Here is a 19679-nt window from a genome sequence, read left to right as displayed (position 1 = left end):
AGCCTGTGAAGAAGGTCACTTGGCAAGCTGGCGGCTACCCGGCTAGCTTCGGCGGTTGGACCAAGCCGCAAGGGGAACTGCATGGCATCGACGTTGTTGCGCGCCGGGGTGGCCCTGGCGCTGCTTTCATTGAGCACGGCTCCTGCGGTGGGCGCCTCGCGCTTCGTCGCCGACCCCTACCCCAGCACCTACCAGGCCCATCCCGATGCGCCGGTACTGATCCAGAACGCTACCGTGCTGACCGGCACCGGCCAACGCCTGGACAACGCCGACGTGCTGCTGCGCGATGGCCGTATTGCTGCCGTCGGTCCCCAGCTGCAGGCCGATGCCGGTATCACCCGCATCGATGCGCATGGCAAATGGGTCACCCCCGGCCTGATCGACGTGCACTCGCACCTGGGCGTGTACCCCAGCCCCGGCGTCGGCGCGCACAGCGACGGCAACGAGATGACCGCGCCGGTCACCGCCAACGTCTGGGCCGAACACTCGGTGTGGCCGCAGGACCCGGGCTTCGCTACCGCGCTGGCCGGCGGCGTGACCAGCATGCAGGTGCTGCCGGGCTCGGCCAACCTGGTCGGTGGCCGTGGCGTGACCCTGAAGAACGTACCGGCCATCACCTACCAGGCGATGAAGTTTCCCGGCGCACCGTGGGGGCTGAAAATGGCCTGCGGCGAGAACCCCAAGCGGGTCTACGGCGAAGGCAAGGGCGTGACCCCGGCCACGCGGATGGGCAACGTGGCCGGCTACCGCGCGGCCTTCATTGATGCCGCCGACTACATCGCCAAGAACAAACCCAAGCCGGCCAAGCGCAAGGGCTGGTTCGGCAGCGACAAGGGCGACAGCGCCGGTGATGCCGGCGGCAAGCGCGATCTCAAGCTGGACACGCTGGCCGGCGCGATCGAAGGCGACATCCGCGTGCACATCCACTGCTACCGCGCCGACGAGATGGCCACCATGCTCGATCTGGCCAAGGAATTCGGCTTCAAGGTGGCCGCTTTCCACCACGGCGTGGAGGCCTACAAGCTGGCCGACCGGCTGGCCGCCGACGGCGTCTGTGGTGCGCTGTGGACCGACTGGTGGGGCTTCAAGATGGAGGCCTTCGACGGCATTCCCGAGAACATCGCGCTGGTCGACCGACCGAAGAACAGCTGCGCCATCGTCCATTCCGATTCGCCCGAAGGCATCCAGCGCCTGAACCAGGAAGCGGCCAAGGTAATGGCATCCGCGCGCCGCGCGCGCATGCCGGAGATCACGCCCGAGCACGCCATCACCTGGATGACCGCCAACGCCGCCAAGGCGCTGGGCATCGAGGGCCAGACCGGCACCCTGGAAGCCGGCAAGATGGCCGATGTAGTGGTGTGGAACGGCAACCCCTTCAGTTCGTACGCACTGGCTGAGCAGGTCTTCATCGACGGACGCCGCCTGTACGACCGCAGTGCACCGGCGACGACGCCACGTTCCGATTTCCAGCTTGGCCAGGAGGTGCGCTGATGGTGGTGCTCAAGCAGTTGGCGCAGTCTGCAGCGAAGGGCGGCCGAGCATGGCTCGGCGCTACTGTCATCGTGCTGGCCTGCATGTCCGCATCCGCATCGGCGCAGGATCTGCTGGTGCGCAATGCCACGGTGCACACCGCCAGCGCGCGCGGCAGCCTGCAGAACGCCGATGTGCTGGTCCAGGGCGGCGTCATCCGCGCGGTCGGCCCCGGCCTGTCGGCGCCGGCCGGAGCGACTGTGGTCGAAGCCAATGGCCGGCCGCTGACCCCCGCCCTGTTCGGGGGCATCACCGAGACCGGCATCGAAGAGGTCTCGGGTGAATCGAGCACGGTGGACAGTTCGTTGAAGCTCGGTGAGCAGCCGCTGCGCCCGGAATTCGACGTCACCCTCGCCTACAACCCGGCCTCGGTGCTGATTCCGGTCACGCGCCTGGAAGGCATCGGCTTCACTGCGTTGGGCGCTGCCACCGGCGGTGGTTTCGTGGCGGGCCAGGGCGGCGTGATGCGGCTGGACGGCAGCGCCGACCCGATCGGCCCGCGCGCCCTGTTCCTGCGCATCGGCGCAGCGGCCTCCGAGCTGACCGGGCATTCGCGTGCCGCGCAATGGATGCTGCTGCAGCAGATGATCGACGAGGCACGCGGACAGGTCGCTGCGGACTCGCCGCACGCACTGCTGACGCCGGCCGGGCGCCGCACGCTCAGCCGCTACCTGGCCGGCCAGGGCCGCATCGTGGTGGAGGTGGATCGCGCCGCCGATATCCGCCAGTTGCTGCGCTGGGCCGCCCGCGAGAAGGTGAAGATCGCCATCGCCGGTGCCAGCGAAGCGTGGCAGGTGGCGCCGGAGCTGGCCGCTGCGCACGTGCCGGTGTTCGTCGACGTGCTGGCCAACCTGCCGGCCAGCTTCGACCAGATCGGCGCCACGCTGGAAAACGCAGCGCGGCTGCAGCACGCAGGCGTACCGGTGTCGTTCGTGCAGCGCGGCGACGCCACCCACAACGCGCGCAAGATGCGCCAGCTGGCCGGCAACGCGGTGGCCAACGGTCTGCCGTGGGCCGATGGCCTGGCCGGGCTGACCCGGGTGCCCGCACAGGCGTTCGGGGTGGCCGACCAGATCGGCAGCATCGAGCCCGGCAAGCGTGCCGACCTGGTGCTGTGGGAGGGCGATCCGCTGGACGTGGCGCACTATGCCGAGCAGGTCTGGCTGGGCGGCCGTGCAATGCCGATGCGCTCGCGCCAGACCGAACTGCGCGACCGCTACCTGCAGCGCAACGCGCAGCCCTGACCGCACACGAGGACACACCGATGGCGACGCTGCGCTGGTACTTCGACTTTGTTTCGCCTTACTCCTACCTGCACTGGCAGAAGCTGAAGCAACTGCCACAGTTCGCGCAGATCCAGACCGTGCCGATCGCCTTCGGTGCGGTGCTGCATCATCTGGGCAATCTTGGACCGGCGGAAATACCCGCAAAACGGCGCTTCATGTATCGCCAGCTGCTGTGGACCGCGCAGACCGAGGGCACGCCGCTGCGCTTTCCGCCCGGTCATCCGTTCAACCCGTTGTCGGCGCTGCGCCTGTGCCTGGCCGCCGGCGCCGGCACGCAGGCGGTGGACGTGCTGTTCGACTGGATCTGGCGCGAGGGCCGCGCCGGTGACAGCGCCGAGGCCCTGCGCGAACCGGGCGCACAGCTGGGCATCGAGGATGTCGCGGCTGCCATTGCCGATCCGGCGGTGAAGGAGCAACTGCGGCGCAACACCGAGGCCGCGATCGCCGCCGGCGTCTTCGGCGTGCCAACCTTGGCCATTGATGGAGAGCTGTTCTGGGGCAACGACACCCACCCGTTGATGGCGGCAGTGCTGGCCGATCCTGGCCTGCTGCGGCAACCCGAATGGCAGCGCCTGGCCGAACTGCCGGTGGCGGTGCAGCGCAGTCGCTGAACAGGGCGTGGCGCGTTTCCCTCGCGCGCCGGACCAGGATTTGAGATAGATTTCACGTTTCCGAACCTACAACCGCCCTGGAGGGGGAGCCGCGGATGCGCATCGGAATCGTCGTCGACTCGGCCTGCGATCTGCCGCAGGACTTCATTGCCGAGCACAACATCGTGCTGCTGCCGATCACCGTCCGCATCGGCGAAGCGGTGCTGGCCGATCACCGCGATGAGCAAGCCACGTTGAGCTTCCTGCACGCGCACGTGGCTGAGCATGGCGCTGAAGCGGAAACCATCCCCTTCAGCGTCAACCAGATCCGCGACCTGTTCCTGCAGCAGCTGGTGATCGATTACGACCACGTGTTCTGCATGACCATCACCAAGACCCGCAGCCCGATCCACGACAACGCGCTGCAGGCCAGCTTCGCCATCCTCAACGACTACAAGCCGGTTCGGCAGGCGGCGGGCTACAACTCACCTTTCGCACTGCGCGTACTCGATACACAGAACCTGTTCGCTGCCCAGGCGGTGACCGCGGTGGAAGCGGTGCGCCTGCGCGACAGCAACGCCAGCGTGCAGCAGATCCGCGAACGGCTGGAGGAACTGGCCGGCAACGTGCATGGCTACATGGTCACCCGTGACCTCTACTACATGCGTGCGCGCGCACGGCACAAGGGCGACCGCAGTGTCGGCCTGCTCAGTGCCGCACTGGGCAGCGCACTGGACATCAAGCCGGTGCTGCATGGCTACCGTGGCGAGACCGGACCGGTCGCCAAGATCAAGGGCTTCGACAATGCGGTGCAGAAACTGTTCGCGGTGGTCGGCCAGCGCGTGCGCGCCGGGTTGATGACACCGACCGTGTGCGTCAGCTACGGCGGGGAACTGGACGAGCTGCGCACCCTGCCCGGCTATGCACCGCTGAAAGAAGTCTGCGCCAGCCATGGCGTGGCCGTGTACGAATCGGTGATGAGCCTGACCGGCATGGTCAATGTCGGCAAGGGCGCGGTCACCGTGGGCTTTGCCGATGGGCCGCATCGGTTTGAGTGAGGCCCCATCGCCGCGCGGATCTGCACATCGATTCCACCGCGGTTGTGTCAGTCTTCCCGCACATCAAGGAGAACTCCATGCCTGCGCAGTACCACATCAGCCTGCCCGACCCGTCCAGGGCCCGCGGCAACGACCCTGACCTGTCCTTCCATTCGCAGGGCGCCGCCGGTTTCGCCGAAGAGCTGCAGGACGCCCTGCGCCACGGCACGCTGTTCGAGCGCTGGAAGGCCAAGCAGCCCGACCCGGATGCGGTGGAACCGCAGTGGGGCGTGACCGACCCGGAGGCCACCGTGACCGGCGAGCAGAAGGACCTGCGCATCAACCTGGTGGCCACCACCCGCATCGACAGCGACGTCTTCAAGCAGCGCCTGCGCCTGCTGGCCGGCCACCATTGGGAACTGCGCGACGTGCGTTGAGGCCACGCTCTGGTAGGCGCCAACCTTGGTTGGCGCCTCTGAGAAATGCTGCCAACCAAGGTTGGCAACTACCGACGAGCCGCCGGGCATGGCCCGGCGTTTCAATTTCCCTACCAGCCGCCACCCAGCGCGCGGTACAGCTCCACCCGTGCGATCGCGGCCGTGGCCTGGCTGTTGGCCAGCGCGGCCTGGTTGTCCAGTGCGATGCGCTGGGTGGTCAGCACGTCCAGCATGTCGACAACGCCGGCCTGGTACTGCCGGCGCGCCGCACCCAGCGCGGTCTCGCTTTCGTCCACCGACACGTGCAGCTGCACGGTGCGCTGCTGTTCGGCGGCGTAGCCATCGATGGCGTCGTCCACTTCATGCCAGGCCTGCAGCACCGTGCGCTGGAAATGCAGCGACGACTGTTGCTGCTGCAGCTTGCTCAACGCGAGGCTGGCCTTCAGCCGGCCGCCCTGGAAGATCGGCAGACTGATCGACGGCCCGATGCTGAAGCGATGTGCGTTCCAGCCATCCAGATCATCCAGTTGCTTGGCCTGGAAGCCTGCGTCGCCGTTCAAGGTGATGCGCGGCAGGAAACTGGCCTTGGCCACGCCGATGCCCGCCGTTGCGGCATGCAATGCCGCTTCGGCACGGCGGATGTCCGGGCGACGCTCGGCCAGTTCGCTGGGCAGCCCCACCGCAACGGCCGGCAGTGCGGGCCAGTCACGGCGTGCATTCTGCAGCTGCGCATCCAGTGCCTGCGGAGGCTGCGCCAGCAGGAACGCCAGTGCATTGCGCAACTGCGATTCACGATGCCGCAATGGCGCGATGCGTGCCTGCAGCGATGCCACCTGCGCCGCCGCACTGGACACCTGAAGCGTGCTTGCAACGCCCTGGCGTTGGCGTGCTTCCGTCAGGCGCTTGATGTCGTGGGCGATGCTGAGGTTATCCTCGGTGATCGCCAGCAACTGCCGCGTTGCACGCAGCTGCAGGTAGTCACGCGCGGTTTCCGCCAGCAGCGCGATGCGCACCGCATGGGCGTCCTCCTCGGCCATCTGCACGCGTGCATCGGCGGCTTCCACCTGGCGGCGCACGCGCCCCCACAGATCCAGTTCCCAGCTCAGGCCGATGCCGGCCTGGAACAGCCCATAGTCATCACGACCGCCGTTGCCGGACGGATCGTTCAAGCCCACCTCGCTGTTGCGTGCACGCGTACCACTGACGCTGGCACCGACGCTCGGAAGACGGTCAGCAGCGGTGATGCCACGCGCGGCGCGGCTCTGCTGCACGCGGTTGGCCGCCAGCTGCAGGTCCAGGTTGGCCTCCAGCACCTGGCTGGCCAGCTGGCCCAGCAACGGGTCGTCGAAACCAGCCCACCAGGCGGCGTCCTGGTCGATGGCATTGCCGGCGACGGCCTCGCCCTGCCAGTGACTGGGCAGTTCCGCCTGTGGGCGCACGAAGTCCGGGCCCATCGTGCAGGCAGCCAGGGCCGTGCACAGGCTGGCCGCAACGAAGGTGCGGAACAAGGTGACTGCGCTCATGCACCCTCCCCGGCCGCATGGCCCGGACTGTGCTGCACGCTCTGCGCGCGTGCACGGCTGCCCAGGTCGACACTGGCTTCCACCGACATGCCGGCACGCAGCTGGTCCAGCAGCGGCTGACCCGGCTCCAGCACGATCTTCACCGGAATGCGCTGCACCACCTTGGTGAAGTTGCCGGTGGCGTTCTCCGGTGCCACGGCGGCGAAGGTGACGCCGGTGGCCGGCGCGATGCTGTCGATGTGCCCGCGCAGTGGCTTGCCCGGGAACACGTCCACCTTCAGTTCGACCTGCTGGCCGGCCTGCATGCGGGTCATCTGTGTTTCCTGGAAGTTGGCGACCACGAAGGCACGCTTCAGCGGCACCACCGCGGCCACCGGGGTGCCCGGGGTCAGGTAGGCACCTACGCGCACTGCACGACGACCGACCATGCCGTCGATCGGTGCACGCAGCACGGTGTGCGACAGATCCAGTTCGGCGCGGGCCTGCGCCGCTTCCGCGCGTTGCACCGCGGCCTGCGCAGCCTGCACACCGGCGGTCAGGATGTCGGTGCGCTGGCGCGCGGTCGACAGCGCCGCCTGGCCCTGCTGCAGGTGGGCACTGGCCACGGCCTGCTTGGACTGCGCCTGCTGCGCGTTCTGTACGGTTCCGGCGCCGTCACGGGCCAGTTCGCGGTAGCGCTGCTGGTCGGCACTGGCCAGGGTCAGTTCGGAACGGCTGACATCAACACTGGCCCTGGCCTGCTCGATCAGCGAATCCTGCTGGGCCAGTGCGGCCTGTGCGTTGGCGAGCTGTGCGCGGGCGTTGGCAAGGTCGGCACGGGCCGCCTGCAGCGCCACCTGGTAGTCACGGTCGTCGATGCGGGCCAGCACGTCTCCGGCCTTCACCGACTGGTTGTCCTCCACGTCCACGGCACTGACGAAGCCGGGAATCTTCGGAGCCACCAGGGTGTAGTCGGCCACGACGTACGCATTGTTGGTGCTCTGGTGGCCAGAGTCTCGCAGCAGCAGCCAGGCGCCGATGGCCAGGGCCAGTACGCCCAGGCCCAGGCCGGTGTGGAGAGTGGTTCGATTGATCGTCATGAGGGGTTCCTGCGAAAGGTTCAGGCCACGGCACGTGGCGGGTGGATGCGGGTGGGCATCCAGGCAATGAGGGGAATGAAGGCCAGCGCCACCAGCGCGACCACCCAGTACAGGTCGGCCGAGGTCAGCGCCTGCACCTGTGCATGCAGGCGCGCGCCGAGCTGCGGGCCATCGGCCAGCCACGGTTGCTCGCCCAGGCGGTCGACCAGCACGGTGGAATGGAAGTGGCGGCGGCCCTGGGCGACGGCATCCAGTACGCCGCTGGCGAGCACCGCAGCGAAACCCTTGACCGTGTTGAACCACGCCGAGGCGAACGGGCCGTCCTGCGGCGCAAGGCCGCCGGTGGCCAGCATCAGCAGCGGCAGCACTGCCATGGGTTGTGCGAACACCTGCAGCAGCTGCACCCACAGGAAGTTGTCACGGATCCAGGCCACGTCCAGGTGCGAGCCCAGCCAGCAGGCCAGGGCCAGCATCGCCAGGCCGGTGGCCTGCACCCAGCGGCAATCCACCGCGCGGATGTTCAGCAGCGCCGCCACCAGCGGCAGCGCGATCACCTGTGGCAGCGCCACCCACAGCAGCATCGGTGCGGTCTGCAATGGCCGGTAGCCCTGCACGCTGGCCAGGAATCCGGAGGGAATCGAGATCACCGCCAGTAGCACGAACAGCACGCCGCCCAGCGTCACCAGCGAGTAGCTGAGGTTGCGGTTGGCCAGCAGCTGCAGCTTGAAGAACGGCAGCGGGTGGAACCATTCATTGATCATGAACAGCACCATCAGACCGGCGCCGCCACCGATCATCAGGGTGATCATCGGCGAGTCGAACCAGTTCAGGCGCGGGCCCTGCACCAGGCCCAGCACCAGCAGCACCAGCGCCGGCAGGCCGAGCAGCAGGCCGACCGTATCGAACTGGGCGAAGCGTTCGAGCCGCAGCGGGTCCTGTGGCAGGCCCCAGCTGACCATCGCCATGGCGGCCAGGCAGTACGGCACGATCTGCCAGAACGCCCAGTGCCAGCCCACCTGCTCGACCCAGAACGCGGCCAGCGGCGTGCCCATGCTCGGGCCGAAGGTAGCGGTCAACGCGTAGCCCGCCAGACCATACAGCTTGATGCCGGGCGGCAGGAAGCGCAGTGCCACGCTCATCAGCAGCGGCGGCAGCGCACCACCACACAGCCCCTGCAGCGCGCGCAGCAGCAGGAACACCTGCAGGTTCGGGGCAAGCGGGCAGAGCACGCCCAGCACCATGAAGCCACCGATCATCGCCAGCGCGAAGCGGCGCAGCGAGAAGGTGGCGGCACACCACGGGGCGAAGGCCATCGCGCTGACCGACATCGCGCTGTAGAGGGCGACGATCCAGCTGCCGTCATCGACGCTGAAACCCATCGCACCGCGGATGTCGGCCAGGGCGACCTTGGTGATGTTCTCGTTGAAGCCCGACACCAGCACCGCCAGCAGCACGCCACACAGGCCGACCAGAACGCGGCGGTCGAGCCCGGGGGCGGCGGCAGGACGGGGCGCAGCAGCGGCCGGGACAGCGGCGGCCGGCGTACTCATCGCCGGGCACCGATCCGTGCAGTGCACGGCATGTTGGGGGTCATTGGAATGCGCTTAGTGAAACTCCGGGGAGCGCAGTCTAGGGAGCTGGCACCCTGCGAAAAATGGCGCAGCCCGCATCCCAGGCGTGCGTCACGCGCACGCATGAAAGTGTCAGCGCGGAGCCTCCCCTGCGCTTTCGCACATGGTCTTGATCGAGCGCCGCAGCCACTGGTGCGCAGCATCGTTGTCCAGCCGCGGGTGCCAGGCCTGCACGATGGCGGCGGTGCGCACCGGGATCGGCAGCGGGAACAGGCGCAGCGGCAGGCGCATGCTGACGATCCGCTCCAGCATCACGCTCGGCATCTGCGGCAGGATCAGGTCCGACTCGGCGGCAGCGAAGATCGCGCCGTGGAAGGTCGGGCTGATCAGCGCCACCCGCCGCTGCAGGCCCAGCGTGGCCAGGTCGTCATCGATCGGGCCACGCGGCAGCCCCCGCCGCGACACCGCGATGTGGTCGCAGGCAGCAAAACGCTCGGCGCTGATCTCCTCATCGAACAACGGATGATCTTCGCGCGCGGCGCCCATGAACGAGGTACTGAACAGGTTCTGCACCTTGGTATCGGGTGCATGCTTGCCGGCGGTGCTGATGTACAGGTCGATCCGGCCCTGCGCCATCGCGTCGTCGTCGGTATCGCCCTCGGGCACGAAGCGCAGTACCGCGCGCGGCGCCTGCTGGCGGAACAGTTCACGCAGGCGTCCCCCGAATCCACCGATGAAGACATCATTGGCGCGGACATTGAAGGTGCGCTCCAGGGTGCGCAGGTCGATCTCGCGACCGGCGTTGAACACACGGTGGGCCTGCTCGATCACATCGCGGACCTGCTCACGCAGCTGCAGCGCGCGGGGCGTGGGGGCCAGACCGCGGCCGGCACGCACCAGCACCGGGTCGCCCAGCGCGGTGCGGATCCGGCCCAAGGTACGGCTCATCGCCGGCGCGCTCAGGTTCATCCGCCGCGCGGCGGCTGCCACGCTGCATTCGTCAATCAGCACGTCCAGTGCCAGCAACAGGTTCAGGTCCGGCAGGGGCATGACAGTCTCCAGTAAATCAGATGACTCTACGACACTTGTAACCACAGTGGATTGCGTTTTACGCATTCATTGACTGCCGCGCACGGCATGGGTGCGCGCAGTGACATCGGCGACCATCCCCGGTCTGCCAAGGAGACATCCATGTTCAATACCCTGCTGGTCGCCCTGGACGGTGGCCCCCAGCACGCACGCGTGCTGGACCTGGCCGCAGCCATTGCCGGCCCCCGCAGCCGCCTGCACCTGCTGTGCGTGCTCGACCCCGAATTCGCGCTGGCCGCCGATGCCAGCGAAGCCGACCGCATCGAGTACCCGGAAGCCGCCCGCCAGCGCTCCCGCGCCGAGGCGGTGCTGGCCGAAGCCCTGGCCGAACTGCGCGAGCGCGGCGTCGATGCCATCGCGCAGATCCCCTCCGGCGACCCCGGCGAAGTCATCAGCGACCAGGCCAGGCGCCTGAAGTGCGACCTGATCGTGATCGGCCACCGCCACCTGTCCCGACTGGAGCGCCTGTTCGAACCCTCGATCGGGCAATGGACCATCGATCACGCCCCCTGCCCCGTGCTGGTGGAAACCCGCGACCCACAACCCTAGCTGCCATGGCCTCCCGTTCCCCCTTGTTTCCCACCCGGGTCAGCTACCGTGCCTTCGGCCGCCAGTTCGGCCGTGGCGAGCAGGCGCTGCTGGCGGCGATACGCCAGCTGCGTGAGCCCGATCTCATGGCCGATGGACTCGCACAGCTGAGCGGCCTCGGCCTTGATCCTGAAGGCTGCGATGCGTTCATCAACCTGCTGCCGCTGCTGGCCTCGCCCGCCGCCCCGATTGATCTGCTACCGGCCGGGTCACCCTTCATTGCCGCCAGCGAGCTGGATCTGCTGGTCTGCCTGTTGCGCATCGCACAATGGCGGCATGCGCGGCCGCGCGAAGACGACACGCTGGCCCCGTTGCGCCAGCAACTGGCCCGCTGCGCGGTCGCGGTGCAGGCAGCAAACCTGCCATTGCGGCAGCGCTCGTTGTCACCGGTCGGGCTGAGGCTGCTCGATCCCACCGGATGGCTGCGGCAGCGATGAACCATCCGCCCCCCATGTACGCTGTTCCGCGTCGGGACTGATCACGCGTCGCCCTCAGCAATCCATCGTGCCATGCGTGCTGCCTTCGTCATCAAGCACGTGCGCGTGCAGGATCACCTGGTTGCGGCCAGCACGCTTGGCCGCATACAGGCCGGCATCGGCATCTGCCAGCAGCTGGTCGGCGCTGGCCATCGCCGGCGGGTGCAGGTAGCCCACACCGATGCTGATGCTGACCGATCCTTCCGGCAGCGGCAGCGCCTCCACCGCCTCGCGCAGGCGTTCAGCCAGCGCCAGCACCCCCGACAGCGCGCTTCCAGACACAATCACCGCAAATTCCTCGCCACCATAGCGGGCGACACTGTCGCCCGCGCGGCCGGCCGTTGCCTTCAGGATCGCGGCCACCGCCTGCAGGCAACGGTCGCCGGCAGGATGACCGTAACGGTCGTTGAAGACCTTGAAATGATCGATGTCCAGCAACAGCAGGCCCAGCTCGCTGCCGCCGCGTCGCGCGCGGTTCCATTCCGCCAACAGCAGTGCATCGAACTCGCGACGATTGGCAACACCGGTCAGGCCATCCTGCCGCGCCAGCTGGTCCAGCGATGCCTGCCGCTCCATCAGGTCCACCTGCAGCAGGATGCTGCGCACGCCGAAACCCAGCGTTGCGACCACGAAACCGGTGACCGCCAGCGGCCGCGCATGATCGACCACCAGGGTACCGACCACCAGCAGCAGCAACGGCAGGATCATCGGGCCGGCCGCCTGCACGGTTCGCGCCAACCGCGGATGCATCACGAACGTCGGCGCGGGCGCCTGGCTGATTGCCAGCAACGCCAGCAGCAGGAACGGCAGGTCGATCAGCAGATCGTTGTAGGCGCCGAACGACTGCTCCGCGGTGTAGTGGTTGATGTAGTACGCCACCAGCAGATAGACGACGGCGTACATCGCCAGCGCGCGGAAGAAGTTGCGCCGCTCCGGAACGTCGCCGACCAGCCAGCGCACTACGGCGAACACCGCGATGCACAGGTTCTGGATATCGAACATGCGCTGCATGTTGGCCATCGCGTGATCGTCGACATCGATGCGGCTGGCGAACGACTGGGTGTGCACGAAGAACAGCACGCCCAGCAGCGCGGCCATGGCCGCGTCGATCAGGCTGATGCTCATCCGCTCACGCCGCGCACGGGCCAGGATGAACACCAACGGCACGCCGTACAGCACGTAGAGGAGCAGGCTGGCCTGCGGCGTAACATCAGCGCGGCCCGCGCCCAGCGAATCAATCATGTTGAAGGCCATGCCACCCGCCCACAGCAGCAACGCCAGCGCAGTGGCGCGCCAGCCCAGTGCAGCGCGGTCGCGGCGCGCCCGCCACAGGCAGGCCATGGCCGCCAGCAGCGGCGCGCCGGTCAGGAACACGAAGGAACCCGCACCGGCGGGGCCCGGCCACAGGGCCACGACCAAGCCGTGGCACAGCACATACAGCAGCGCCAGCACTACCGGCATGCATCCCCCGATCCGCAAGGCCGTATGGGCGTACCATAGCCCTGCCCGCGCCACAGCGGCGTGATCCACTACGGCAAGACGGTGCTCCGCGTGCACCGCCACGGTAGTGSCGGCCGCTGGCCGGCAATCGCAGGGGATCACAGGGCTGCAGGTTGCCGGCCGGCGGCCGGCACTACCGGAAAGCCCTCAGGCGTGCAGGGCGCGGGCGTGGTGGGTGACGTGCTCGCCGATGAAGCTGGCGATGAAGTAGTAGCTGTGGTCGTAGCCCGGCTGCAGGCGCAGGGTCAGCGGGTGGCCGACGGCATCGCAGGCCTGCTGCAGGCGCTGCGGCTGCAGCTGGGTCTGCAGGAATTCGTCCGCCTCGCCCTGGTCGACCAGCAACGGCAGGCGCTCACGGGCCACGGCGACCAGCTCGCTGGCATCCCACTGCGCCCAGTCCACGGGGTTGTCGCCCAGGTAGGCGTGGAAGGCCTTCTGCCCCCACGGCACGTGGCTGGGGGCAACGATCGGCGAGAACGCCGACACGCTGCGGTAGCGCCCCGGGTTGCGCAGCGCGATCACCAGCGCGCCGTGACCGCCCATCGAGTGGCCGCTGATGCCACGCGCATCGGTAGCCGGGAAATTCGCCTCGATCAGTGCCGACAGCTCCTGTACCACGTAGTCGTGCATGCGGTAGTGCTTCGCCCACGGCTGTTCGGTGGCATTGAGATAGAAGCCTGCACCCTTGCCCAGGTCGTAGCCCTCGGCGTCGGCCACATCATCACCGCGTGGACTGGTATCGGGCACGACGATGATCACCCCGTGCTCGGCCGCGTAGCGTTGTGCGCCGGCCTTGGTGATGAAATTCTGCTCGGTGCAGGTCAGGCCGCTCAGCCAGTACAGCACCGGCAGCTTCTGCGTGGCAGCCTGCGGCGGCAGGTATACAGCGAACTGCATGTCGCAGCCCAGCGAGGCCGAATGATGGCGGTAGACGTCCTGCCAGCCGCCGAAGCAGGCACGGTGTTCAATGCGTTCCATGGAGTGCTCCCGGTGGCGGCAGGCGCGCGGCCTGCCGCCTGGCGTGGTTCAGTAGTGGACGACCGAACGGATCGACTTGCCTTCGTGCATCAGGTCGAAGGCTTCGTTGATCTTGTCCAGGTCCATGGTGTGGGTGACGAACGGGGCCAGTTCGATATCGCCCTTCATCGCGTCCTCCACCATGCCCGGCAGCTGGCTGCGGCCCTTCACGCCGCCGAAGGCGGTGCCCATCCACTTGCGGCCGGTCACCAGCTGGAACGGACGCGTGGAGATTTCCTGACCCGCGCCGGCCACGCCGATCACCACGCTCTGGCCCCAGCCGCGGTGCGCGCATTCCAGCGCCGCACGCATCACGCTGGTGTTGCCGATGCACTCGAAGCTGTGGTCCACGCCCCAGGTGGTCATTTCCACGATGACCTGCTGGATCGGCTTGTCGAAGTCCTTCGGGTTGATGCAGTCGGTGGCGCCGAATTCGCGCGCCAGCTCGAACTTGGACGGGTTGGTGTCCACCGCGATGATGCGGCCGGCCTTGGCCTGGCGGGCACCCTGGATGACCGCCAGGCCGATGCCGCCCAGGCCGAACACGGCCACGCTGTCGCCTTCCTGCACCTTGGCGGTGTTGTGCACCGCGCCGATGCCGGTGGTCACGCCGCAGCCCAGCAGGCAGACGTGTTCCGGGTTCGCTTCCGGGTTGATCTTCGCCAGCGACACCTCGGCCACCACGGTGTACTCGCTGAAGGTCGAGCAGCCCATGTAGTGGTAGATCGGTTCGCCGTTGTAGCTGAAGCGGCTGGTGCCGTCGGGCATCACGCCCTTGCCCTGGGTAGCGCGCACCGACACGCACAGGTTGGTCTTGCCGCTCTTGCAGAACAGGCATTCGCCGCACTCGGCGGTGTACAGCGGAATGACGTGGTCGCCCGGCTTCACGCTGGTCACGCCCTCGCCCACTTCCACCACGATGCCGGCGCCTTCATGGCCCAGCACCACCGGGAACAGGCCTTCCGGGTCATCGCCGGACAGGGTGAAGGCATCGGTGTGGCAGACACCGGTGTGGGTGATCTTCACCAGCACTTCGCCAGCCTTCGGCGGGGCGACGTCGATCTCGACGATCTGCAGCGGCTGGCCGGGACCAAAGGCGACGGCGGCACGGGACTTCATGGTGCTTCTCCAAAATCAGGCGGGAATGGGATGGCAGGACGATCGCCGCGATGTGGCGTCGTTGCTTATTTCAGGTACGAGCGGATCAATGCGCTCATGTCGCGCACGCGTTCGGCACGTTGTTCGTCGGAGGCTGCCGGCTGCCCGAACTCCTCGCGCAGATGGGCTTCCATCACCTCGGACATCAGGCCGTTGACCGCGCCACGGATGGCCGCGATCTGCTGCAGCACCGGCCCGCAGTCGGCACCGGCTTCCAGCGCGCGGTCCAGCGCGTCGCACTGGCCGCGGATGCGGCGCACGCGGGCCAGGACCTTCTTCTTCTCTTCGGGGGAGTGCGGCATGGCGGCGCCACCTCGGAACTATACTGGGGGATAGTATATACGCCAGATCTCCGAACTCAATCCCGGGGACTCAGTCGAACAGCCCCTCTGCTGCCAAGCGGGTCAGCTCGTCGACCACGAAGCGTACCTTCGGCCGCAGGTGGCGCGTCGGCGGCCACAGCGCGTGGATGTCGATGTGCCGCTGCATGTGTTCGTCCAGTACCGATTGCAGCACGCCGGACTCCAGATGACGGCGAACCAGTGAAATGGGCATCTGGCAGATACCGAGCCCGACGATGGCCGCTTCGATCACCGCATCGCCATCGTTGAGTTGGTAGGTCGCGTTCGGGAAGAACGTTCCTTCCCCCTGGCCATTGCCGATCCGCCACGCCACTGGCTGGCCGTGACGGAAGCCAACAATGCCCCGGTGCTCCGCCAGTTCCTCCACGCGTTGTGGCACGCCGTACGCCTGCAGGTACGCCGGCGATGCGCAGGTGACCAGGCGCTGGCGCCCAAGCCGCCGCGCGACGAGATGCTCAGCCTGGTGCAATCCACCGAAGCGGATCAGCAGGTCGATGCCTTCTTCGATCGGATCGACGAAGTGATCAGTGAATGTCATCGTCAACTGCAGGTCCGGGTACTGCCGGCACATCCGCAACAGTGCAGGCAGCACCGCCAGACGCCCGAACGACGAGGGCATGTCGATGCGAAGCCGCCCGCTGGGCAGGCCGGCCGAGCCCAGGCAGGCTTCGGCAGCTGAAATTTCATCCAGCGCTGCCGCACACGATGCGTAGTAGGCCTCGCCGTCGGTGGTCAGCGCGATGCGTCGGGTGGTGCGGTGGAACAGGCGCACCCCCAACCGGGCTTCGAGCCGGGCGATGGATTTGCCCACGGCCGAGCGCGAGATGCCCAGCGCGTCGGCAGCTTCAGTGAAGCTGCCCGAGCGCGCCGTGGTAACGAAGGTCACAAGGCCATTCAAGGATTCCAGCGGCAGCATCTTCTCACCTCATTGGGGACAAATTATCCCGCATCATGGGAAATCGAAGCGCTTTATGCGTCCGCATGTCAACTCCATCCTGTGCACATGGCGCCACCGTCGCCCCCCTCCCCGCACCGAGATGACCAACATGACCGCCGCCCTGTTCCGCCCGTTCGACCTGGCAGGCACCGCCCTGCGCAACCGCATCGCGATGGCTCCGATGACCCGTGCCCGCAACCCTGGCACGGTCGCCAACGACCTCACCGCGCAGTACTACCGGCAGCGTGCCAGCGCCGGCCTGATCATCAGCGAAGGCACGCCGGTCTCGCCGCAGGGCCAGGGCTACATTGACGTGCCGGGCGTCTGGTCGGCCGAGCAGGTGGCCGGCTGGAAGATCGTCACCGATGCCGTGCATGCCGAGCAGGGCACGATCTTCGCCCAGCTCTGGCACGTGGGCCGCATGTCGCATCAGTCGTTGCAGCCCGATGGCGGCCAGCCGGTGAGCGCCAGTGCGCGGGCGGTGGCCCATGACCCCAGGAGCTTCGCGTTCGTCTACCTGGACGATGGCAGCCGCGGCCCTGCCCACCCCACTCCGCCGCGCGCGCTGCGCACCGATGAAGTGCCCGGCATCGTCGGCGACTTCGTTCGTGGTGCGGAAAATGCCATCGCTGCCGGCTTCGATGGCATCGAACTGCATGCCGCCAACGGCTACCTGTTCGAGCAGTTCCTCAATCCGCACATCAACGATCGTCAGGATGCCTACGGCGGTTCGCTGGCCAACCGCGCGCGGCTGATCCTGGAGACCGTCGATGCGATGACCGCACGCATCGGCGCACACCGGGTCGGCGTGCGTCTGGCGCCGAACAGCCAGGTCTTCGACATGCCTGCCTACCCGGAGAACGAGGCCAGTTACCTGTACCTGGCCAAAGAACTGGGCATGCGCGGGCTGGCCTATGTGCATCTCAACGACAACCTGCGGCACGGTGAATCGGTGCTGGGCGACGGCTTCCTGCAGCAGTTCAGGCAGGCCTATGGCGGCACACTGATCCTGGCGGGGGGGATGACCCGCGAACGTGCGCTGGAGTTGGTCGAGGCCGGCACCATCGACCTGGCTGCGTTTGGCCAGCCGTTCATCGCCAATCCGGACTTGGTGGAGCGTCTGCAGCGGGGTATCGCACTGGCCACGCCTGACCGCACCACCTACTACGGTGGCGGCAAGGAGGGCTATCTGGATTATCCGGCTGCCGTCTGACCCGTGGGGGCCGGAGCGCGGCCGGTGGCTGCGCTCCGATCCCCGGTGCTTCAAGCGTCTCCGCGCACGTAGGCGAACGATTCGTCCAACCGTTCGAAGCCGATCACTTCGGCGACGAGGGACTGCGCGTCGTCGTCGCTGATGTTTCCTTCTTCAATATCGTCAACGCGCGCGAACAGCCGCTGCAATGCGGTGTACTGGTCGTCGCGCAGGACGGACTGGTGGGCCTGCAGGAAGCGCTGCAGATTGTCAGCCAGGTCGCCGTTCGAAAGCAGCGAATAAGGCGGCTCATATTCGGCAACCGCTTCAACCATCTTGCGGAACAGGAAATCCTGGTAATTGGCGGCCAGGACATCGGCACGATCATCGTCATGCCACACCAGCACGACCGGCGGATCGGCAGCACCGGGCGCATTGCTCCAGAAGCAGTAGCTGTCCCCCGCGCCGGTACGCGCGAACGGCAGCAGTTTCAGGTCATCGCGCAGCGGGTTGTAGTGGTCCTCGGCAGTCAGCTCCTGCCACGCCTCCAACAGCTCATTGTGTTCCAGCGGCTCGTAGTCCTGGGCGTACAGCAGCACCGGCGGATCGGCCTGGAGTGTCGGGAACACCACTTCGGACCATTCCGGATGGGGGCTGCCCCAGCTCAACCGACCCGTTGCATGCAACTGCTTGAACAAGGGGGGAAACGACTGGCCGGTGGCGTGTTCGATCTCAGATAGCGCGCTCATGGATGTCCTTGTCGACAGAGGGCGCCCAGCATGCCCGAATCCATGCCGGAGATGAACCGGCGGCACGTGGTGGCGGGGCTAGACTGCAGGTCACCCGTTGCTGCCGATCATGGCCATGGAATCTCCCGCCATTCCCTTCATCGTCAATCTGGACGTCCCCGACCTCGTCGTCGCTGAAACGTTCTATATCGAAGCCTTCGGCCTGCACATCGGCCGTCGGCTCGGCGCTGGCGCAGTGGAACTTCTGGGTGGCCCTGCACCGCTGTATCTGCTGCAGAATGACAGCGGTGTTCCCGCCACCAAAGACGGCAACGTACGCGACTACGAGCGCCACTGGACACCGCTGCACCTGGACTGGGTCGTGGACGACATCGAGATCGCACTGGCGCGCGCGGTCACTGCTGGGGCAACACTGGAACAGCCGGTGTGCGAGCGCCGCTGGGGGCGCATCGCCGTGCTGGCCGATCCGTTCGGGCATGGCTTCTGCCTGATGCAGTTTGTCGGGCTGGGGTATGACGCGCTGGTGGAATGAGTGCTCGTCGTGGGTGTGATGGGTGCCGACCGTTGGTCAGCACTGCATAACCCACCGCATCTCACGCGCGCAGCATATCCACGAACGCACGCAGCGCACCGGGCATCTGCCGCTGCTTCGGGTAGTACAGCGCGAAACCCGCGAACGGTTCGCTCCAGTCTTCCAGCACCGCCACCATCTGCCCCGAATCAATGTACGGCCTTGCCGTGTCTTCCAGCACGTAGGCCAGGCCGATGCCATCGAGTACCGCGCCAACCACGGTGCCCTGCTCGCCCAGCGTCAGCCGTCCAGGCACGTCGATCTCCAGCGCCTGCCCACCGCGCTCGAACTGCCACTTGTATAGATGCCCGCTGGCGAAGCGGAAGCGGATGCATTCGTGTGCCGCCAGGTCCCGCGGATGCTGTGGTGCCGGGTGTCGCTGCAGGTAGTCCGGCGAGCCGACAATCAGCCCGCGCAGTGGCGGCCCCATCGGCACCGCCACCATGTCCTCGGGCACGAACTCGTGCAGGCGCACGCCGGCGTCGTAGCCCTCGGCAACGATGTCGACCAGGCCATCGTTCTCGGTCAGCTCCACCCGCACGTCCGGATGGGCGCGCAGGAAGCGCGCCAGCCGCGGTCCCAGCTGGGTCGACACCGCCGCGCGGGTGGCGTTGATGCGCAGCAGGCCGGCCGGGGCGGCGCGGAACTGGTTCATCTCTTCCAGCGCGTCATGCACCTGGCCCAGCGCCGGCTGCAGGCGCTCCAGCAGGCGCTGCCCGGCCTCGGTCAGGGCCACGCTGCGGGTGGTGCGATGGAACAGGCCCACCCCCAGCCGTTCCTCCAGCGCGCGGATTGCATAGCTCACCGCCGAGGTCGACAGCGCCAGCTCGGCACCGGCACGGCGGAAACTGCGATGACGGGCTACCGCGGCGAACGCGGCCAGGTGGGTCAGGTTGTCAGTGGCCATGATTGTGCAGTTCTACTTGATGAATCATGCCGATATCCGCGCTTCTTGCCGCTGGGAACGGGGCGTATTGTAAAACGCCT

General features: G+C 67.4%; 20 protein-coding genes. 9 read left to right on the top strand and 11 right to left on the bottom strand.

Going from position 1 to position 19679, the window contains the following annotated elements:
* Positions 1 to 81 precede the first annotated feature (81 nt).
* The 5 genes from D7Y61_RS16810 to D7Y61_RS16790 all read left to right on the top strand — a co-directional run bounded on the left by D7Y61_RS16810 (position 82) and on the right by D7Y61_RS16790 (position 4880).
* Positions 82 to 1491: an amidohydrolase gene (locus D7Y61_RS16810; protein WP_180867922.1), complete on the top strand. Its 1410-nt coding sequence runs from the start codon at positions 82 to 84 to the stop codon at positions 1489 to 1491.
* Positions 1491 to 2774 (top strand): amidohydrolase family protein, encoded by a 1284-nt coding sequence (locus D7Y61_RS16805; RefSeq protein ID WP_180867921.1) that lies wholly within the window; start codon positions 1491 to 1493, stop codon positions 2772 to 2774. The genes D7Y61_RS16810 and D7Y61_RS16805 overlap by 1 nt, the downstream gene beginning before the upstream one ends.
* A gap of 20 nt (positions 2775 to 2794) precedes the next feature.
* Positions 2795 to 3427, top strand: coding sequence for a 2-hydroxychromene-2-carboxylate isomerase (locus D7Y61_RS16800; RefSeq protein WP_180867915.1), 633 nt, complete (start codon positions 2795 to 2797; stop codon positions 3425 to 3427).
* Between the two features lie 95 nt (positions 3428 to 3522).
* Positions 3523 to 4464, top strand: coding sequence for a DegV family protein (locus tag D7Y61_RS16795; protein WP_180867913.1), 942 nt, complete (start codon positions 3523 to 3525; stop codon positions 4462 to 4464).
* A 77-nt stretch (positions 4465 to 4541) separates the two neighbouring features.
* Positions 4542 to 4880, top strand: coding sequence for a hypothetical protein (locus tag D7Y61_RS16790; RefSeq protein WP_180867911.1), 339 nt, complete (start codon positions 4542 to 4544; stop codon positions 4878 to 4880).
* Positions 4881 to 4990: 110 nt separating this feature from the next.
* On the opposite strand, the gene D7Y61_RS16785 is transcribed toward D7Y61_RS16790, so the two are convergent.
* The 4 genes from D7Y61_RS16785 to D7Y61_RS16770 form a co-directional block, all read right to left on the bottom strand.
* Positions 4991 to 6403 carry an efflux transporter outer membrane subunit gene (locus tag D7Y61_RS16785; protein ID WP_180867910.1) on the bottom strand — a complete coding sequence of 471 codons (1413 nt, stop codon included), beginning with the start codon at positions 6401 to 6403 and terminating at the stop codon, positions 4991 to 4993.
* Positions 6400 to 7482 carry an HlyD family secretion protein gene (locus D7Y61_RS16780; protein WP_180867908.1) on the bottom strand — a complete coding sequence of 361 codons (1083 nt, stop codon included), beginning with the start codon at positions 7480 to 7482 and terminating at the stop codon, positions 6400 to 6402. The genes D7Y61_RS16785 and D7Y61_RS16780 overlap by 4 nt, the downstream gene beginning before the upstream one ends.
* A 20-nt stretch (positions 7483 to 7502) precedes the next feature.
* Entirely contained in the window at positions 7503 to 9032 is a 1530-nt protein-coding gene (locus D7Y61_RS16775; RefSeq protein WP_180867906.1) for an MFS transporter, read from the bottom strand.
* Positions 9033 to 9185: 153 nt separating this feature from the next.
* The gene (locus D7Y61_RS16770; protein ID WP_032129879.1) at positions 9186 to 10103 is read right to left on the bottom strand and encodes a LysR family transcriptional regulator; all 918 of its coding nucleotides are present in this window, start codon (positions 10101 to 10103) and stop codon (positions 9186 to 9188) included.
* A 141-nt stretch (positions 10104 to 10244) separates the two neighbouring features.
* Between D7Y61_RS16770 and D7Y61_RS16765 the strand changes: the two genes are divergently transcribed.
* Positions 10245 to 10691, top strand: a complete 447-nt coding sequence (locus D7Y61_RS16765; protein ID WP_043400104.1) for a universal stress protein — start codon at positions 10245 to 10247, stop codon at positions 10689 to 10691.
* A gap of 5 nt (positions 10692 to 10696) precedes the next feature.
* Positions 10697 to 11167: a hypothetical protein gene (locus tag D7Y61_RS16760; protein ID WP_180867904.1), complete on the top strand. Its 471-nt coding sequence runs from the start codon at positions 10697 to 10699 to the stop codon at positions 11165 to 11167.
* Positions 11168 to 11221: 54 nt separating this feature from the next.
* On the opposite strand, the gene D7Y61_RS16755 is transcribed toward D7Y61_RS16760, so the two are convergent.
* The 5 genes from D7Y61_RS16755 to D7Y61_RS16735 form a co-directional block, all read right to left on the bottom strand.
* Positions 11222 to 12667, bottom strand: coding sequence for a GGDEF domain-containing protein (locus tag D7Y61_RS16755; protein WP_180867902.1), 1446 nt, complete (start codon positions 12665 to 12667; stop codon positions 11222 to 11224).
* Positions 12668 to 12853: 186 nt separating this feature from the next.
* Positions 12854 to 13684, bottom strand: a complete 831-nt coding sequence (fghA, locus tag D7Y61_RS16750; protein WP_180867900.1) for an S-formylglutathione hydrolase — start codon at positions 13682 to 13684, stop codon at positions 12854 to 12856.
* A 48-nt stretch (positions 13685 to 13732) separates the two neighbouring features.
* Positions 13733 to 14842 carry an S-(hydroxymethyl)glutathione dehydrogenase/class III alcohol dehydrogenase gene (locus D7Y61_RS16745; RefSeq protein WP_108754128.1) on the bottom strand — a complete coding sequence of 370 codons (1110 nt, stop codon included), beginning with the start codon at positions 14840 to 14842 and terminating at the stop codon, positions 13733 to 13735.
* A 65-nt stretch (positions 14843 to 14907) separates the two neighbouring features.
* Positions 14908 to 15183: a formaldehyde-responsive transcriptional repressor FrmR gene (gene frmR, locus D7Y61_RS16740; RefSeq protein WP_005411009.1), complete on the bottom strand. Its 276-nt coding sequence runs from the start codon at positions 15181 to 15183 to the stop codon at positions 14908 to 14910.
* 70 nt (positions 15184 to 15253) lie between these two features.
* Positions 15254 to 16159 (bottom strand): LysR family transcriptional regulator, encoded by a 906-nt coding sequence (locus D7Y61_RS16735; RefSeq protein WP_180867898.1) that lies wholly within the window; start codon positions 16157 to 16159, stop codon positions 15254 to 15256.
* Positions 16160 to 16289: 130 nt separating this feature from the next.
* Between D7Y61_RS16735 and D7Y61_RS16730 the strand changes: the two genes are divergently transcribed.
* The gene (locus D7Y61_RS16730; protein WP_180867896.1) at positions 16290 to 17393 is read left to right on the top strand and encodes an alkene reductase; all 1104 of its coding nucleotides are present in this window, start codon (positions 16290 to 16292) and stop codon (positions 17391 to 17393) included.
* A 50-nt stretch (positions 17394 to 17443) separates the two neighbouring features.
* Here the strand turns inward: D7Y61_RS16730 and D7Y61_RS16725 are convergent, their stop codons facing one another.
* Positions 17444 to 18121, bottom strand: coding sequence for an SMI1/KNR4 family protein (locus D7Y61_RS16725; RefSeq protein ID WP_180867895.1), 678 nt, complete (start codon positions 18119 to 18121; stop codon positions 17444 to 17446).
* A gap of 115 nt (positions 18122 to 18236) precedes the next feature.
* Here D7Y61_RS16725 and D7Y61_RS16720 point away from each other — a divergent pair, with 115 nt between their 5' ends.
* Positions 18237 to 18653, top strand: a complete 417-nt coding sequence (locus D7Y61_RS16720; protein WP_180867893.1) for a VOC family protein — start codon at positions 18237 to 18239, stop codon at positions 18651 to 18653.
* A gap of 61 nt (positions 18654 to 18714) precedes the next feature.
* Here D7Y61_RS16720 and D7Y61_RS16715 read toward each other — a convergent pair whose 3' ends face one another.
* A complete protein-coding gene (locus D7Y61_RS16715; protein WP_180867891.1) occupies positions 18715 to 19599 on the bottom strand; it encodes a LysR family transcriptional regulator in 885 nt (294 codons plus the stop codon).
* Positions 19600 to 19679 lie beyond the last annotated feature (80 nt).

Source organism: Stenotrophomonas maltophilia, from assembly GCF_013464485.1.
GTDB lineage: Bacteria > Pseudomonadota > Gammaproteobacteria > Xanthomonadales > Xanthomonadaceae > Stenotrophomonas > Stenotrophomonas maltophilia_AW.
Note: the sequence above shows the minus strand (reverse complement) of the source record. Positions and strands in the feature narration are given on the sequence as shown.